Consider the following 16,092-nt stretch of genomic DNA (forward strand, 5'->3'; position numbering starts at 1 on the left):
GCCTCATGCCTACAATCCCCCCGTCCCGCATCGGATACACCGGAAGGCGTTCCGGCGAGGCGGGGCCGGCGCGGGTGTTGAGGGGAAGACGCAAAGCCTCAACCTCCGGGTTCGCGGAAAATGGTCTCCCTCCGGCGACACGGGGAGAGGTGACGGGCAACGGACCGGCCCATCGTCTCTTGATGCCCGAAAGAGCGCGCCGGGCGTGCCTGTGCGGCACACAGGGTGGCCGAACGGATGGTTTCGCCGGACTTTTCTGTCCGTCCGCGTAAAGCGGAGAGTCCGGCGGCGGCGTCATGGATCGTTGGCGATAACTCGGTTCGCCCGGGGTCCATGCGGCATTCTCGGGTTTAACCCGAGGAGAACACCGTCCGGGAAGGCCAAGGCAGAGGGACCGAAGTCGCGGACAAAAACCGCCGAACGGGGCGCTGAGAGGTGTCACCTATAAACTAACATAAGAGGCAGCTTTCAGCGCCCCGTCCGACTTGAAAATCTCAAGATCGCCAAGGGAGCATTCTGTCTTTCGTCACCCTTGGGCTTGACCCGAGGGCAAGGGAGGCCACGTCCATCTCTGGCCCACTGGTAATTCCCGCGCAATTCCGCCATATACGGCCGGGAAGCAGGCATTTCGCCCGCAATGGAATGGCGTCATGACGGAACTGGTCGAATTCGCGAAGATGAACGGGCTTGGCAACAAGATCCTGGTCGTCGACATGCGCGGCCGCGCCGACAGGGTGACGCCCGAGGCCGCGATTGCGCTGAACGGCGATCCGGCCACCCGGTTCGACCAGATCATGGCGATCCACGATCCCAAGGCCCAGGGCACCGACGCCTTCATCGACATCCTGAATTCCGACGGCTCCAAGGCGCAGGCCTGCGGCAACGGCACGCGCTGCGTCGTGCAGGCGCTCGCCGCCGAGACCGGCCGCAAGGCTTTCACCTTCCAGACGGTCGCCGGCATCCTGAACGCCGTCGAGCACGAGGACGGCACGATCTCGGTCGACATGGGCAGGCCGGTCTTCGAATGGAACAGGATCCCGCTCTCGGAAGAGTTCTTCGACACGAGCCGTATCGAGCTGCAGATCGGCCCGATCGACGCGCCGGTGCTGCATTCGCCGTCGGCCATGTCGATGGGCAATCCGCATGCGATCTTCTGGGTCGACCGCGATCCGATGAGCTTCGATCTCGAACGCTTCGGCCCGCTCCTTGAAAACCATCCGATGTTCCCGGAAAAGGCGAATATCACGCTGGCGCAGGTCACCTCGGACACCTCGCTGCGCACCCGCACCTGGGAGCGCGGCGCGGGCCTCACGCTCGCCTGCGGTTCGGCTGCCTGCGCCGCCGCCGTCTCCGCCGCGCGTACCGGCAGAACCGGCCGCACCGTGACGATCGACGTCGCCTCCAGCCCGGTCCGCCAGCCGCTCGTCATCGAATGGCGGGACGACGACCACGTGGTGATGACCGGCCCGGCCGAATGGGAATGGTCCGGCAAGGTGGATCCCACGACCGGCAGCTTCACGCGCGACGAAGAGCCCCATGATGGCGAGCCGGAGGCTCTGGTCCATTGAGCGGCGTCGAGGTCATCACCTTCGGCTGCCGCCTCAACACCTATGAATCGGAAGTGATGCGGGCCGAGGCCGAAAAGGCGGGGCTCAACAATGCCATCCTCGTCAATACCTGCGCCGTCACCGGCGAGGCCGTCCGCCAGGCCCGCCAGGCGATCCGCCGCGCCCGGCGGGAAAACCCGCATGCCCGCATCATCGTCACCGGCTGCGCCGCCCAGACCGAGAAGCGGACCTTCGCCGAGATGGCGGAAGTCGATGCCGTGCTCGGCAACGAGGAGAAGCTGAAAAGCGCCTCCTATCGCGGGCTGCCGGATTTCGGCGTCTCGGCGGAAGAGAAGCTGCGCGTCAACGACATCATGAGCGTCAGGGCCACCGCCCCGCAGATGGTGAAGCATATCGACGGCCATGTGCGCGCCTTCATCCAGGTGCAGAACGGCTGCGACCATCGCTGCACCTTCTGCATCATTCCCTATGGCCGCGGCAATTCCCGTTCGGTGCCGATGGGCGCCGTGGCCGATCAGGCTCGAAAGCTCGTTGAAGGCGGCTATCGCGAGATCGTGCTGACCGGCGTCGACGCCACCAGCTACGGCGCCGATCTTCCCGGCCAGCCGTCGCTCGGATATCTGGCGAAGACGCTGTTGAAGCAGGTGCCGGAAATCCTCCGGCTGCGCCTGTCGTCGATCGACGGCATCGAGGCGGACCGGCATCTTTGGGACCTGATCGCCGACGAGCCGCGTTTCATGCCGCATCTGCACCTCTCCCTGCAGCATGGCGACGACCTGATCCTGAAGCGCATGAAGCGGCGGCATTCCCGCGCCGAGGCGCTCGCTTTCACCGAACAGGCCCGGCGGCTGCGCCCCGAGATCGCCTTCGGCGCCGACATGATCGCCGGCTTTCCGACGGAGACGGAAGAGATGTTCCAAAATGCCGCGACGCTGGCGGAAGAGGCTGGCATTTCCTTCCTGCACGTCTTCCCCTACAGCCCGCGGCCCGGCACGCCGGCGGCGCGCATGCCGCAGGTCGATCGCGGGCTCGTCAAGGACCGGGCGGCGCGCCTGCGTGCCCGGGGCGAGGCGCTGCACCGCGCCCATCTCGACCGCATGGTCGGCACCGAACAGTCGGTCATCGTCGAGATGAACGGCATGGCGCATACGGAAAACTTTTCGCTGGTCGCGGCGCCCGGCCTTGTTCCCCGCGACCTCAAGCGCGTTATGATTACCGGCCATAACGGCAGACATCTGGACATGCAGGTGATGCCGGCCTCCGTGGCGAGCAGGGCGGCATAACCGGAACGGATTTCTCATGGCATTGGGCTTCATCAAACGAGTCTTCACCTTCGGCAAGCCCGCCGAGGAACAGGCGCCGGAGGCTGAAAAGCCGGAAAACGTCGCGGCCGTGGAAGCGGAGCTGGAACCCAAATCCCGTGACGAAGACCTGCCGGTCTCGCCGGTCGATCCGGTGGCACCGACCGAGATCGAGACCGCCGGCGGGCCTGCGGCGGATGTGGCGGCTGAGGGCGAGGACCGGTCGGCCGATGCCGCGGATGAGAATATCGAGCCGGAACCTTCGGAAGAAGAAACACCTCCGATCCTTCCTAACGCTGAAAACGTCTCCGCTATCGGCGTGGTGCCGTTGTCTCTGCTGGAGGCGGAAGCCGAGGCTGAAGATGGTGTAGCTTTTGCGGAAACACCCCCCTCTGTCCTGCCGGACATCTCCCCCACAAGGGGGGAGATCACGGATGCGCCGTCGTCTCCTACATCTGACTATAGTGACGCCTCAACGGGTTTAGAATCTGCGTTAGAGCAGGGAGCGAGCCACGATTCGATCTCCCCCCTTGTGGGGGAGATGTCCGGCAGGACAGAGGGGGGTGAGGAGCGGTCTGCGGAGCAGAGCAATCGATCCGGTGAATCGATTGCAGCGACGAACGCCCTGAGCCAAAGCGAAGGGCTGGACCGTTCTATTGAAACAACCCGCGCAGAACCCATCCTCCCCAAAGGCTTCTCCGCCTCCCGCCCGGAGCCCGCTCCCACCTTCGCCGCTTCCGCCCCGAAACTCTCCTGGTTCCAGCGTCTTCGCGCCGGCCTCGCGCGGACGTCGTCGCAGCTCACCGGCCAGATCACCGCGCTCTTCACCAAGCGCAAGCTGGACGAGGATACGCTCGAAGAACTCGAAGACCTGCTGATCCAGGCCGATCTCGGCGTCGAGACGGCCATGCGCATCACCGGGGCGCTGTCTTCCGAGCGCTACGGCAAGGATGTCACGGGTGAGGATGTCTCGCGCATCATGGCCGGCGAGATCACCAAGGTGCTCGCGCCGGTCGCGAAGCCCCTGCAGCTCGATCTTTCCCACAAGCCGCATGTCATCCTCGTGGTCGGCGTCAACGGCACCGGCAAGACGACGACGATCGGCAAGCTCGCGGCAAAGCTCTCCGGCGCCGGCCTCAAGGTCATGCTCGCCGCCGGCGACACCTTTCGCGCGGCGGCGATCGAGCAGCTGAAGATCTGGGCGGACCGCACCGGCTCGGAATTCATCGGCACCAGGCTCGGCGCCGATGCGGCGGGCTTGGCTTACGACGCCTACGAGCAGGCGCGGGCCAACGAATCGGATGTGCTCATCATCGACACCGCCGGCCGGCTGCAGAACCGCACGGAGCTGATGGCGGAACTGGAAAAGATCGTCCGCGTGCTCGGCAAGCTCGATCCCGACGCGCCGCATACCGTGCTGCAGACGCTCGACGCCACGACCGGCCAGAACGCCATGCAGCAGGTCGAGATATTCCGCAACGTCGCGGGCGTCAGCGGCCTCATCATGACCAAGCTCGACGGCACGGCGCGCGGCGGCATCCTCGTCGCCATCGCCGCCAAGCACAAGCTGCCGGTCTATTTCATCGGCGTCGGCGAGGGCGTCGACGACCTCGAACCCTTCGAAGCGCAGGATTTTGCAAGCGCTATTGCCGGTTTGACGCATTGATGACACAGAATGGCTGTTGGGCTTGGCTCGGATGAAGCCGGAGAAATTGGGAACCATGCAGACGATGGAAAGCGACGTCACGCCGACCAGGGAAGAAAAGCAGCATCCGATGCTGAAGCTGGCGCTGGAGATCGGGCCGCTCCTGGTCTTCTTCTTCGGCAACCTGCGCGGCGAATGGCTGGTCGAGAAGCTTCCGGCGCTTTCGGCGATCGGCGGTCCGCTGCTCGTCGCCACTGCGCTCTTCATGGTCGCGACCGTCATCTCGCTGGTCATCTCGAAGATCGTCTTCCATCACCTGCCGGTCATGCCCTTCGTTTCGGGCGTCGTGGTGCTGGTGTTCGGGTCGCTGTCGATCTGGCTGCAGGACGAGACGTTCATCAAGATGAAGCCCACCATCGTCAACACGCTGTTCGGCGCGGCGCTGCTCGGCGGTCTCCTTTTCGGCAAATCGCTGCTCGGCTACGTCTTCAACGCGGCGTTCCAGCTCGATGAGGCGGGCTGGAAGAAGCTGACGCTGCGCTGGGGGATCTTCTTCTTTTTCCTCGCCGTGCTGAACGAAGTGGTCTGGCGCAATTTCTCCGATACGGTCTGGGTCAACTTCAAGGTCTGGGGCACGATGCCGATCACCATCGCCTTCACGCTCGCCCAGATGCCGCTCATCATGCGGCACACCATTCCCGATCCGGCTGCGGAAACGGAAAAGTGACGGCTACCGACCTTTCCAATCCCGGTTCGTCCGCGAAGCGCTGGCTTCTCGCCGCGCTGGTCCTTTTTCTTCTGCAGATCGTCGTCCTCTATGCCATGGGCCGCATCCCGATCTGCGAATGCGGCTATGTGAAGCTCTGGGAAGGCGGGGTGAACACCAGCGGCAATTCCCAGCACCTCTCCGACTGGTACACGCCGTCCCACATCATCCACGGCTTCCTGTTCTACGGCCTCGGCTGGCTGATCCTGCGCCGCGCGCCGATGACCGCACGGCTCTCGCTCGCGGTGTTCATCGAGGCGGCGTGGGAGTTGCTGGAAAACTCGCCTTTGATCATCGACCGCTACCGCACGGCGACCATGGCGCTCGGCTATTCCGGCGACAGCATCATCAATTCGGCGATGGATACGGTCTTCATGGTGCTCGGCTTCTTCGCGGCCGCGCGCCTGCCCGTCTGGCTGACGGTGGCGATCGCCATCTTCTTCGAGCTGCTGACCGGCTACATCATCCGCGACAACCTGACCCTCAACGTGCTGATGCTCGTCTGGCCGGTGGATGCGGTCCGGGAATGGCAGTCGGCGCTGCCCTGAACAACTGATCAGCTTGCGGCGGCAGCCTTCTCGATCGCCGGCAGAAGTTCCTGCGTCAGGCTGCGCTCGTCGAAGGGGCCGACCTTCTTGTAGAGGATCGTGCCGTCCGGGCCGACCAGATAGCTTTCCGGAATGCCGTAGACGCCCCAGTCGATCGCCGCCTTGCCGTTGGGATCGACGCCGATCGCCTTGTAAGGATTGCCGAGTTCGCCGAGGAAACGCAGCGCGTTGTCGTTGCGGTCCTTGTAGTTGATCCCGACGATGTTCAGCCGGCTGTCGTCCGCCAGGGCCTTCAGGAACGGGTGCTCCTGCCGGCAGGGCACGCACCAGGAGGCGAAGACGTTGACGAGCGTCAGCTTGCCGGTGATCGCCGCGTCGGTCAGCGCCGTCGTGTTCGAGCCTTCGAGCGGCGGCAGCGCCAGCGAGGGGGCTTGTCTGCCGATCAGCGCGGAGGGAATGGCGGAGACATCGAGGCCGTTGACGTCCTGGTCGTAGAGCATCTTGCCGGCAACCCCGGCAAAGCCGATGAAGACGACGAGCGGGATCAGCGCCAGAGCGTAGCGGGCGAAACCCTTGCGTTCGGCCGGCCGGTTTTCGGCTTCCGCGCTCATGCGCTGTCTCCGGCCGTCTGCGATGAACGGCGGCGGATGCCGGAGGCTTCCAGTTCGGCCAGTTCCCTCTGGCGGGCGCGGCCGTCGAGCCACACCCAGCCGATGAGACAGAGCGTGACGAGAGCGGTCACGGCATAGGACATGGCGATGTAGAACGTGTGGGTCATGTCATGCCTCCTGTCCGCCGGCCATGCGGGCGGCCATCCGGCGCTGCGCCGTGACGCGGCGGCGCCAGATCTCGTTGCGCATCGCCATCACGTGCAGGGTGAAGAAGAGCAGCGTGAAGGCGATCGCCATGATCAGCAGCGGCCAGAGGAATTCCGGATCGATGGTCGGGCCGTCCATGCGCATCACGCTCGCCGGCTGATGCAGCGTGTTCCACCAGTCGACCGAGAATTTTATGATCGGGATGTTGACGAAGCCGACGAGGATCAGCACGGCGGAGACGCGGGCGGCGCGTGACGGATCGTCCATGGCGCGGTTCAGCGCGATGAGCCCGAGATACATGAGGAAGAGCACGAAGACGGAGGTCAGCCGCGCGTCCCAGACCCACCAGGTGCCCCACATGGGCTTGCCCCAGAGCGAGCCGGTGGCGAGCGCGATCAGCGTGAAACCGGCGCCGAGCGGGGCTGCGGCCTTGTGGGAGACGTCGGCCAGCGGATGGCGCCAGACCAGCGTGCCGATCGCCGAGATCGCCATGACCGTGTAGCACATCATCGACAGCCAGGCGGCCGGCACGTGCACATACATGATGCGCACCGTCTGGCCCTGCTGGTAGTCGCCTTCGGTCGTGAAGCTCAGATAGAGGCCGATCGCGAAGAGGATCGCCGTGATCGCCGCCATGAAGGGCAGGATGCGCGCCGCCAGCGCCAGGAATCGCGTCGGATTGGCTAGGTCGCTGAATTTGGTGATGGCGAGGCTTTCGGGCATGGAATCTTTCTAAAGTGCGGTGGCGCCTGTCATGTTGATCCTAGTCAATCAGCGGCATTCTTCAACGCCAGCGCAGCGCCGAGCGGGCCGAGTACGGTAAAAAACATCGTGATAGCCACCAAAATCAAGAAAGGCGGCATAAACGGGGCAGGATCCTCGACCGCCGCGTAGGAGGCGCTGACGCCGAAGATCAGCACGGGGATCGCGAGCGGCAGGACGAGGATCGAGACCAGCAGCCCGCCGCGCGGCAGCGCAACCGCCACCGCCGCGCCGACCGCACCGATGAAGGTGAGGGCTGGCGTGCCCACCAGGAGCGTCAGCATGGTGGCGCCGATCGCCACCTCGTCCATGTTCATGAAGAGGCCGAGGAGCGGCGAGGCGATGACCAGCGGCAGGCCGTTGCCGAGCCAGTGCGCGAGGCATTTGACGAGCACGGTGAGGACCAGCGGGTGCTCCTGCATCAGCAGAAGGTCCAGCGAACCGTCCTCTCGGTCCGTCTGGAACATCCGGTCGAGGCCGAGGAGCGCCGAGAGCAGCGCCCCGATCCAGACGATCGCCGGGCCGATGCGCGACAGAAGATTGAGGTCCGGCCCGACGCCGAAGGGGATCACCGCCACGACGGCCATGAAGAACAGGACGCCGATCAGCGCCCCGCCGCCGGCGCGCACCGAAAGTCTGAGGTCGCGGAGGAGGAGGGCGATCACTTATGCAGCCCCCCTTGTCGGGCGCTACCCCCCTCTGCCCTGCCGGGCATCTCCCCCTCAAGGGGGGAGATCGGAAAGACGCGCCAATTTCCCACATCATCAACGATACATCTCGACGCGACTATTATGTCCGGAACCATTTCGGCAATTCGGAACTCATGCGGGAGGCGAGACTTTGCTGCTATCCGATCTCCCCCCTTGAGGGGGAGATGCCCGGCAGGGCAGAGGGGGGTATCGATGGGCAGGATGCTCACCATCTCTCCTCCCCAACACCCGCAAATCCCGTCATCCGCAATTCCTTCGCATTCTCCAGCCCAAGCGGCTGGTGGGTCGCGGCGAGCACGATACCGCCTCCAGCGAGATGCGCCTTGATGAGGGCCGTGAGGACGCCTTCCGCGTTCACGTCGAGCGCCGCGGTCGGTTCGTCGAGGATCCAGACCGGACGCCGGGAGACGAGCAGTTTGGCGAACGCCATGCGGCGCTGCTGGCCGGCGGAGAGGTAGCCGAAGGGCAGATGCGTGATGCCGCCGAGGCCGACGGCCTCCGCCGCCTCGCCAACCGAAATCCCTTTGCCGCCCCGGACATCGCCGAAAAAGTCTTTCCAGAAGGAAAGGTTTTCGGAGACCGAAAGCTCCGCCTTCATCGCGTTGCGGTGGCCGAGATAGTGGCAGGCTTCGGCGGCGCGCATGCCCGATTCGGCCGCGTCGGAATGCCACGTCACCCGGCCGGTCTCCGGACGCAGCAATCCGGCGACGACACGCAGCAGCGTCGATTTCCCGGAGCCGTTGCGGCCGGTCAGGACAAGTGCTTCGCCCTTTCCGAGATCGAAGGAGATGTCCCTGAAAATCAGGTCTTCGCCGCGCCTTGCGCTCAGGGTTTCGGCCGTCAGCCGCATGCTCGGGACCTTCATCAAGGGTTTCGTGACCCCGACCCAAAAAATTGTTCGAGAAGGGGCTTCAAGTGTCTGGAACCCTTCTTAGAAATTATCTATAAGCACTGCAACCACGCCAGCGGCCGGCGTGATTTCCATCTTGCGCCGAACCTGAAGACATCAAAAATCTTCTCGTGCGGACAGCGGAAATGGTCGCACCCGCATCCTGATGTGCATGAAGTGCATAGGCGTCCGCACGCGCGTGTTGGCTCTCAGAATCAGCGGGGTTACTTTCCGTGGCAAAATCTCTCGACAGCTTCAATTGTCGTTCCGTCCTGACCGTGGACGGCAAGGACTACGTCTATTACAGCCTGCCCAAGGCAGAGCAGAACGGTCTTCCGGGCGTTTCGAAGCTTCCCTTTTCCATGAAGGTCCTTCTGGAGAACCTGCTCCGTTTCGAAGACGGCCAGTCCGTCACCAAGGAGCAGATTCTGTCCGTCGCCGAATGGCTGAACAACAAGGGCCTCACCGAAGCCGAAATCGCCTATCGCCCGGCGCGTGTGCTGATGCAGGACTTCACCGGCGTTCCGGCGGTCGTCGACCTTGCCGCGATGCGTGACGGTATCAAGGCGCTCGGCGGCGATCCGGAAAAGATCAACCCGCTCGTGCCCGTCGACCTCGTCATCGACCACTCCGTCATCGTCGACGAATTCGGCACGCCGCAGGCCTTCGCCCGCAACGTCGAGCTTGAATACCAGCGCAACGGCGAACGCTACCGCTTCCTGAAATGGGGCCAACAGGCGTTCAAGAACTTCCGCGTCGTTCCGCCCGGCACCGGCATCTGTCACCAGGTCAACCTCGAATATCTCGGCCAGACCGTCTGGACCAACGAGGAAGACGGCGAAACCGTCGCCTATCCGGACACCTGCGTCGGCACCGACTCGCACACCACGATGATCAACGGCCTCGGCGTTCTCGGCTGGGGCGTCGGCGGCATCGAAGCGGAAGCCTCGATGCTCGGCCAGCCGGTCTCCATGCTTCTGCCGGAAGTCATCGGCTTCAAGCTGACCGGCAAGCTGAAGGAAGGCGTCACCGCGACCGACCTGGTGCTCACCGTCGTGCAGATGCTGCGCAAGAAGGGCGTCGTTTCGAAGTTCGTCGAGTTCTTCGGCCCGGGCATGGACAACATGCCGCTCGCCGACCGCGCGACGATCGGCAACATGGGCCCGGAATACGGCGCCACCTGCGGCTTCTTCCCGGTCGACGGCGAAACCATCAACTACCTCACCATGTCCGGCCGCACACATGAGCGCATCGCGCTGGTCGAAGCCTATTCGAAGGCTCAAGGGATGTGGCGCGAAGGCGACGGTTCCGACCTCGTCTTCACCGACACGCTGGAACTCGATCTTGGCGACGTCGTTCCCTCGATGGCCGGTCCGAAGCGTCCGGAAGGCCGCATCGCGCTCGAAAACATCGCTTCCGGTTTCGCGACGTCGCTGGAAGGCGAATACAAGAAGCCAGGTCAGCTCAACAATCGCTATGCGGTCGAAGGCACCGACTTCGACCTCGGCCATGGCGACGTGGCGATTGCCGCCATCACGTCCTGCACCAACACCTCCAACCCGTCGGTGCTGATCGCGGCCGGCCTTCTCGCCCGCAACGCCGTCGCCAAGGGCCTGAAGTCCAAGCCGTGGGTCAAGACCTCGCTCGCCCCGGGATCCCAGGTCGTCGGCGAATACCTTGCCAAGTCCGGCCTGCAGAAGGACCTCGACGCCCTCGGCTTCAACCTCGTCGGTTTCGGCTGCACCACCTGCATCGGCAATTCCGGTCCGCTGCCGGCGCCGATCTCCAAGACGATCAACGACAAGGGCCTCATCGTTTCCGGCGTGCTCTCGGGCAACCGCAACTTCGAAGGCCGCATCTCGCCGGACGTCCAGGCCAACTACCTCGCTTCGCCGCCGCTCGTCGTCGCTTATGCGCTCGCCGGCACGGTGCAGAAGGACCTGACCAAGGAGCCGATCGGCGAGGACAAGGACGGCAAACCGGTCTACCTCAAGGATATCTGGCCGACCTCGCACGAAGTGCAGGAGTTCATCCAGAAATACGTGACCCGCGAACTCTACGAGACCAAGTATGCGGACGTCTTCAAGGGCGACAAGTACTGGCAGGCGGTCAACGCTCCGGCCGGCCAGACCTATGCCTGGGACGACCAGTCGACCTATGTGCAGAACCCGCCCTACTTCGTCGGCATGGGCAAGAAGGGCGCCGGGATCAAGGACATCAAGGGCGCCCGCGTCCTCGGCCTTTTCGGCGACAAGATCACCACCGACCACATCTCGCCGGCCGGTTCGATCAAGGCGGCTTCGCCCGCCGGTGCCTATCTCACCGAGCATGGGGTCGGCGTTGCCGACTTCAACCAGTACGGCACGCGCCGCGGCAACCATGAGGTCATGATGCGCGGCACCTTCGCCAACATCCGCATCCGCAACCACATGCTCGGCCCGAACGGCAAGGAAGGTGGCTACACCATCCACTATCCGTCGAAGGAAGAGATGTCGATCTACGACGCGGCGATGAAATACAAGGAAGAGGGCGTTCCGCTCGTCATCTTCGCGGGCGTCGAATACGGCAACGGCTCGTCGCGCGACTGGGCCGCGAAGGGCACCAACCTGCTCGGCGTCAAGGCCGTCATCGCCCAGTCCTTCGAGCGCATCCACCGCTCGAACCTGGTCGGCATGGGCGTCGTTCCGTTCGTCTTCGAAGAGGGCACGACCTGGGCGAGCCTTAACCTCAAGGGCGACGAGACCGTCACCATCGAGGGTCTCGAAGGCGACATCAAGCCGCGCGAGTGGAAGAAGGCCAAGATCACCTATGGCGACGGCACGGTGAAGGAAATCAACATCCTCTGCCGCATCGATACGCTCGACGAGGTCATCTACATGAACAACGGCGGCATCCTGCAGACCGTTCTGCGCGATCTCGCCGCCTGACGATAACAGCCACCCGCCGGCCAGGCCGGCGGGTCACTGATTTTCCACGTGAGTTAGGCTGCCCCTCACCCTGGCCCTCTCCCCGCATGCGGGGAGAGGGGACTTAAGAGTTTGCGGCCCGTGCCCTTCTCCCTGTCCCGATGTGGTGAAGGTGCCGGCAGGCGGATGAGGGGCGGCTTCCAATACCTAAGGTCTCGTGCCCTTGACCGTCGTCATCCTCATCGGAATGGCCGTCACCGTCTTCGTGACATCGCTGCTCTCGGGCATCTTCGGCATGGCAGGCGGGCTGATCCTGCTCTGGATCCTGCTCTTCCTCTACCCGGTCGGGACAGCCATCGCCATCCATGGCGTCATCCAGATGGTGTCGAACGGCTCGCGCGCCTGGTTTTCCCGGGCCTATATCGACTACAGGATTCTCGCCATCCTAGGCCTCGGCCTCGTCATTTCGAGCATCGTCCTGCTGATCGTCGACTACCAGCCGGACATTGTCGTGGTGTCGATCGCGATCGGCCTGATGCCGATCCTCGTCTGGCTGCCGGTCTCGAAGCTGCAACTCGACGCGTCCAAGCCTCACCATGCCCTCGTCTGCGGGCTGATCGCGGGCGCGCTGACGGTGGGCGTCGGCGTTTCCGGCCCGACGATCGACATCTTCTTCATCCGCACGATGATGGACCGGCGCAAGGTGATCGCCACCAAGGCTGCGGTGCAGGTGGCCTCGCACGCCACCAAAGTGGTGTTCTACTGGAACGCGGCGACCGCGCTGCCGCCGGCCGACTGGGCCTCCATCCTGATCGCCGCGCCGATCGCCATTCTCGGAGCAAGGGCCGGAAACGACATCCTGCAGAAGATGACGGACGCCAATTTCCGTGCCTGGACGCGCTGGATCGTCACCGGCGTCGGCGCCGTTTATTTCACGCAGGCATGCTGAAGCTGATTTGACGAAGTCCGCCAGAGAGCGGGATGCGGCCAAGGGAATGTGTCAGGAAGGTGATCAATTATCCGGTCCTCACCCCTTCGTGACTTTCTCTTGAGGCGGCGGGATGGTTACTTTCCGCCAGCCCGAGCGTTAGCCGTTGATCGCCCTTGATTGCCGCGGGCAATCGTGGATAACAGTTACCCTGATGAAGAGGTCAGCCACCTATGCCGTTTCGTTTCCGCTCCGTAATCCTTCTTGCGGGCCTGCTTTACGCGGGCGTCGCGCTGGCGGGGGAGGTACGGGCGCCAAAGGGCGTGGTCGAACTCTTCACCTCCCAGGGCTGCTCGTCCTGCCCGCCTGCCGATGCGACACTCGGGAACCTGGCGGCGCAGGGTGATGTGGTGGCGCTCTCCTATCACGTGGATTACTGGAACTATCTCGGCTGGACCGACACCCTGAGCTCCAGGGAGAATACCGAGCGGCAGTACGGCTACGCCAAGACGCTCGGCCGCAGCGGCGTCTACACGCCGCAGGCGATCATCAACGGCCGCGATCATGTGAAGGGAACGGATATTTCCGTCATCAACAGCAAGATCATGGAACTCGGCGCGGCAGGCAAGGGACTGATCGTGCCGGTAACTGCGGCCATGCGCGGCGACCAGATCGAGATCGAGATCGGCGCCGGCAAGGGGCAGGCGGACGTCGTGGTCGCCTATTTCACCAAGCACCAGCAGGTGGAGGTGACCAAGGGCGAGAACAGCGGCAAGAACATGGAATACTGGCACGCCGTCTATGACGTGCAGTCCGTCGGCACGTGGGACGGCCAGAGCATGAAGCTGACCCTGCCGGGCAAGCTGATGGGCAAATCCAAGAAGGATGGCTGCGCGATCCTGCTGCAGGCCTCCGGTCCCGGCGGCGAGCCGGCCGCGATCCTCGGCGCCACGATCCTGATGGCCGGGCGCAAGAAATACTGATCCAAGCCCCTGCGCGGGGCCGTCTCGTTCTTCGGGTTCAGGTGAGGTGTCGGCGGCCCGATCCAGAAACATTGGGGGGCTGGGGGTAAGGGTCAATGTACCAGACCGGGCCATATGGCGCGAGAACCGCGCCAACCAACGCAAGCAATCTCGCTTCGAAATCGGGCACTGTTTTGTTCGAAATGGGGCAAGAATAAAAACGTGCGGCCCGTCCACAGGGGAGGCGCCGGGGTTGCTTTTTCGCGACTCTCGGGCACACTGTCACACCTCTGACATTTGACGAGTTGGGAGCCTTGATGACCGATCAGCCGGAATTGCCGGGGGGCGAAAGACCCCGGGACACAGCCGTCGTCGTCAACCTCAGTGAATATCGGCAGAGCCGCGATCCCGTTCCGGTAACCTTCCACCGGCGCGAACTCGACGCGATTCTCAGAATCTACGGCCGGATGGTCGGCGAAGGGGAGTGGAAGGATTACGCGATCGACCACCTCAAGGACCGGGCGGTGTTTTCCGTCTTCAAGCGGTCGGGCGAAATGCCGCTCTTCCGGATCGAGAAGAATCCGAAGCTCGCCAACAAGCAGGGGGCCTATAGCGTGCTCAACACGCACGGCACGATCCTCAAGCGCGGCCATGAGCTGCCGCAGGTGCTCAAGGTCTTCGACAAGGTGTTGAAACTGATCGACTGATCGACCTCACCTTTGGATTGATCGCACCCGTATCCCGACCGCCTTTCGGGCAGCTCGCTTTATTCGGCAAACAGCGAGCCGGGATAGGTGTTCGGATCGGGGCTCGTGGCGGTGCCCTCGCCGAGGCTGATCTGCATCAGGACCGTGTCCAGCCATTTTCCGTGCTTGAAGCCGGTGCCTTTCAGCGTGCCGGTCATCTCGAAGCCGAGGCTTCGATGAAGCGAGACGGAAGCGGCGCTCGCGCCGCCGATGACCGCGATCATCTGCCGGAAGCCGAGCGCTTCGCAGCGGACGAGCAATTCCTTCAAAAGCGCCTTTCCGACGCCTCGGCCGCGCGCTTCCGGTGCGAGGTAGATCGAATCCTCGACCAGCCAGCGATAGGCGGGACGGGTGCGGAATGCAGAGGCATAGGCATAGCCGAGGAACGCGCCGCCTTCGCCCTCGGCGGCGATATAGGGATAGCCCTTGCTCCTGATCCCCTCGAACCGGCTCGTCATCTCCGCCTGGTCCGGCGGGGTGATCTCGTAGCTCGCGGTGCCGTTCAGCACGCTGTCGCGGTAGATTTCAGTAATGGCGGGAAGATCGGCTGGGCTGGCGTCGCGGAGGTGGAAGGTCATCGGGAAAGGGCGGTTGGTTGGGGCAGGTCGCTGGTGAGAACGGCCGAGCCTATGCCGCGTTTCGGCGGCAGGCAACAAAAAAGGCGGCCCGAAAGCCGCCTTCTTCGTATTCATTGTCCTGTGCCGTTATTCGTTGCGATTGCCGAGGAACTGCAGCAGGAACATGAAGAGGTTGATGAAGTCGAGGTAGAGCGTCAGAGCGCCCATGATCGCCTTGCGGCCCATGACGGCCACGTCGTCGCCATCGAAGTACATTTCCTTGATCTTCTGCGTGTCGTAGGCGGTGAGGCCTGCGAAGATCAGCACGCCGATCACGGAGATGGCGAAGCCGAGGGCAGACGAAGCCAGGAAGATGTTGACGATGGACGCGATGATCAGGCCGAAGAGGCCCATGATCAGGAACGAACCCATCGCGGACAGGTCCTTCTTGGTCGTGTAGCCATAGAGCGACAGCGCGCCGAAGGAGGCGGCCGTGACGAAGAAGGTCTGCACGATGCTCTGGCCGGTGAAGACCAGGAAGATCGAGGACAGCGACAGGCCCATCAGGGCTGCATAGATCCAGAAGGTCGTCTGCGCGGCGGCGACGCTCATCGAGTTGATGCGGAAGCTCAGGAAGAAGACCATCGCCAGCGGAGCCAGCATGACCACCCACTTGAGCGGGCTGGCATACAGCATCTGGCCGAAAGCCGTAAGCTGGCCGTCGGCAACCGCCATCTGCCATGTCAGGAAGGCCGCAACGCCGGTGATCGCAAGCCCGAGTGCCATCAGGTTGTAAACCTTCAGCATATAGGTACGGAGGCCTTCGTCGATCATCGCACCGGATTGCGCGCGAGTCTGCGCCATCCGATTCTGGTAGTTGTTGAAGTCAGCCATTGTTTCCTCTTTAAGCTCCGAAGTTAGTCACGGTGTCGGGCCCCCTTTGTCAGACCCAGGCGCCGCTGCGGAGCTTCAGCAAGCCTGCCGTC

16 protein-coding genes are annotated in these 16,092 nt (G+C 63.6%); 9 read left to right on the forward strand and 7 right to left on the reverse strand.

Annotation, left to right across the window (positions count from 1 at the left end; genetic code table 11):
• Positions 1 to 650: 650 nt before the first annotated feature.
• Genes dapF through QTA58_RS10985 form a run of 5 tightly spaced genes read left to right on the forward strand, consistent with a single transcriptional unit; the run spans position 651 to position 5,828 of the window.
• A complete protein-coding gene (gene dapF / locus QTA58_RS10965; RefSeq protein WP_289672783.1) occupies positions 651 to 1,568 on the forward strand; it encodes a diaminopimelate epimerase in 918 nt (305 codons plus the stop codon).
• Complete coding sequence (gene mtaB, locus QTA58_RS10970) at positions 1,565 to 2,851, forward strand: tRNA (N(6)-L-threonylcarbamoyladenosine(37)-C(2))-methylthiotransferase MtaB (protein WP_289672784.1); 1,287 nt, start codon at positions 1,565 to 1,567, stop codon at positions 2,849 to 2,851. The genes dapF and mtaB overlap by 4 nt, the downstream gene beginning before the upstream one ends.
• 16 nt (positions 2,852 to 2,867) lie before the next feature.
• A complete protein-coding gene (ftsY, locus tag QTA58_RS10975; RefSeq protein ID WP_289672785.1) occupies positions 2,868 to 4,535 on the forward strand; it encodes a signal recognition particle-docking protein FtsY in 1,668 nt (555 codons plus the stop codon).
• Positions 4,536 to 4,590: 55 nt separating this feature from the next.
• A complete protein-coding gene (locus QTA58_RS10980; RefSeq protein ID WP_289672786.1) occupies positions 4,591 to 5,241 on the forward strand; it encodes a septation protein A in 651 nt (216 codons plus the stop codon).
• Positions 5,238 to 5,828: a DUF2585 domain-containing protein gene (locus QTA58_RS10985; RefSeq protein WP_289672787.1), complete on the forward strand. Its 591-nt coding sequence runs from the start codon at positions 5,238 to 5,240 to the stop codon at positions 5,826 to 5,828. The genes QTA58_RS10980 and QTA58_RS10985 overlap by 4 nt, the downstream gene beginning before the upstream one ends.
• 8 nt (positions 5,829 to 5,836) lie before the next feature.
• Here QTA58_RS10985 and QTA58_RS10990 read toward each other — a convergent pair whose 3' ends face one another.
• The 5 genes from QTA58_RS10990 to ccmA all read right to left on the reverse strand — a co-directional run bounded on the left by QTA58_RS10990 (position 5,837) and on the right by ccmA (position 8,968).
• Positions 5,837 to 6,439, reverse strand: coding sequence for a DsbE family thiol:disulfide interchange protein (locus QTA58_RS10990; protein WP_289672788.1), 603 nt, complete (start codon positions 6,437 to 6,439; stop codon positions 5,837 to 5,839).
• The gene (gene ccmD, locus QTA58_RS10995; RefSeq protein ID WP_289672789.1) at positions 6,436 to 6,606 is read right to left on the reverse strand and encodes a heme exporter protein CcmD; all 171 of its coding nucleotides are present in this window, start codon (positions 6,604 to 6,606) and stop codon (positions 6,436 to 6,438) included. The genes QTA58_RS10990 and ccmD overlap by 4 nt, the downstream gene beginning before the upstream one ends.
• Before the next feature lies 1 nt (position 6,607).
• The gene (locus QTA58_RS11000; protein ID WP_289672790.1) at positions 6,608 to 7,369 is read right to left on the reverse strand and encodes a heme ABC transporter permease; all 762 of its coding nucleotides are present in this window, start codon (positions 7,367 to 7,369) and stop codon (positions 6,608 to 6,610) included.
• 44 nt (positions 7,370 to 7,413) lie between these two features.
• The gene (gene ccmB, locus QTA58_RS11005; RefSeq protein WP_289672791.1) at positions 7,414 to 8,073 is read right to left on the reverse strand and encodes a heme exporter protein CcmB; all 660 of its coding nucleotides are present in this window, start codon (positions 8,071 to 8,073) and stop codon (positions 7,414 to 7,416) included.
• A gap of 250 nt (positions 8,074 to 8,323) precedes the next feature.
• Complete coding sequence (gene ccmA, locus QTA58_RS11010) at positions 8,324 to 8,968, reverse strand: heme ABC exporter ATP-binding protein CcmA (RefSeq protein ID WP_289673125.1); 645 nt, start codon at positions 8,966 to 8,968, stop codon at positions 8,324 to 8,326.
• Positions 8,969 to 9,240: 272 nt separating this feature from the next.
• Between ccmA and acnA the strand changes: the two genes are divergently transcribed.
• From acnA to QTA58_RS11030, 4 genes are all read left to right on the forward strand, one after another.
• The gene (acnA, locus tag QTA58_RS11015) at positions 9,241 to 11,934 is read left to right on the forward strand and encodes an aconitate hydratase AcnA (protein WP_289672792.1); all 2,694 of its coding nucleotides are present in this window, start codon (positions 9,241 to 9,243) and stop codon (positions 11,932 to 11,934) included.
• Between the two features lie 202 nt (positions 11,935 to 12,136).
• On the forward strand, positions 12,137 to 12,862 hold the full coding sequence (locus QTA58_RS11020) for a sulfite exporter TauE/SafE family protein (RefSeq protein ID WP_289672793.1): 726 nt from the start codon (positions 12,137 to 12,139) through the stop codon (positions 12,860 to 12,862).
• Positions 12,863 to 13,074: 212 nt separating this feature from the next.
• On the forward strand, positions 13,075 to 13,824 hold the full coding sequence (locus QTA58_RS11025; protein ID WP_085419708.1) for a thioredoxin family protein: 750 nt from the start codon (positions 13,075 to 13,077) through the stop codon (positions 13,822 to 13,824).
• A gap of 296 nt (positions 13,825 to 14,120) precedes the next feature.
• Positions 14,121 to 14,510, forward strand: a complete 390-nt coding sequence (locus QTA58_RS11030) for a DUF2794 domain-containing protein (protein WP_085419707.1) — start codon at positions 14,121 to 14,123, stop codon at positions 14,508 to 14,510.
• A gap of 59 nt (positions 14,511 to 14,569) precedes the next feature.
• Here QTA58_RS11030 and QTA58_RS11035 read toward each other — a convergent pair whose 3' ends face one another.
• Positions 14,570 to 15,127 (reverse strand): GNAT family N-acetyltransferase, encoded by a 558-nt coding sequence (locus QTA58_RS11035; protein WP_289672794.1) that lies wholly within the window; start codon positions 15,125 to 15,127, stop codon positions 14,570 to 14,572.
• A gap of 126 nt (positions 15,128 to 15,253) precedes the next feature.
• Positions 15,254 to 16,000 carry a Bax inhibitor-1/YccA family protein gene (locus tag QTA58_RS11040; RefSeq protein WP_289672795.1) on the reverse strand — a complete coding sequence of 249 codons (747 nt, stop codon included), beginning with the start codon at positions 15,998 to 16,000 and terminating at the stop codon, positions 15,254 to 15,256.
• Positions 16,001 to 16,092: the final 92 nt, after the last annotated feature.

It is taken from the genome of Neorhizobium sp. CSC1952, from assembly GCF_030378245.1.
Lineage (GTDB): Bacteria > Pseudomonadota > Alphaproteobacteria > Rhizobiales > Rhizobiaceae > Neorhizobium > Neorhizobium oryzae_A.

What these genes read in the sequence shown, in the direction of transcription:
- QTA58_RS11040 (WP_289672795.1), bottom strand. Translation starts at nt 16,000, where the DNA reads ATGGCTGACTTCAACAACTACCAGAATCGGATGGCGCAGACTCGCGCG.
- QTA58_RS10990 (WP_289672788.1), bottom strand. Translation starts at nt 6,439, where the DNA reads ATGAGCGCGGAAGCCGAAAACCGGCCGGCCGAACGCAAGGGTTTCGCC.
- QTA58_RS11000 (WP_289672790.1), bottom strand. Translation starts at nt 7,369, where the DNA reads ATGCCCGAAAGCCTCGCCATCACCAAATTCAGCGACCTAGCCAATCCG.
- QTA58_RS11025 (WP_085419708.1), top strand. Translation starts at nt 13,075, where the DNA reads ATGCCGTTTCGTTTCCGCTCCGTAATCCTTCTTGCGGGCCTGCTTTAC.
- QTA58_RS11035 (WP_289672794.1), bottom strand. Translation starts at nt 15,127, where the DNA reads ATGACCTTCCACCTCCGCGACGCCAGCCCAGCCGATCTTCCCGCCATT.
- QTA58_RS11030 (WP_085419707.1), top strand. Translation starts at nt 14,121, where the DNA reads ATGACCGATCAGCCGGAATTGCCGGGGGGCGAAAGACCCCGGGACACA.
- ccmA (WP_289673125.1), bottom strand. Translation starts at nt 8,968, where the DNA reads ATGCGGCTGACGGCCGAAACCCTGAGCGCAAGGCGCGGCGAAGACCTG.
- ftsY (WP_289672785.1), top strand. Translation starts at nt 2,868, where the DNA reads ATGGCATTGGGCTTCATCAAACGAGTCTTCACCTTCGGCAAGCCCGCC.
- QTA58_RS10980 (WP_289672786.1), top strand. Translation starts at nt 4,591, where the DNA reads ATGCAGACGATGGAAAGCGACGTCACGCCGACCAGGGAAGAAAAGCAG.
- ccmD (WP_289672789.1), bottom strand. Translation starts at nt 6,606, where the DNA reads ATGACCCACACGTTCTACATCGCCATGTCCTATGCCGTGACCGCTCTC.
- dapF (WP_289672783.1), top strand. Translation starts at nt 651, where the DNA reads ATGACGGAACTGGTCGAATTCGCGAAGATGAACGGGCTTGGCAACAAG.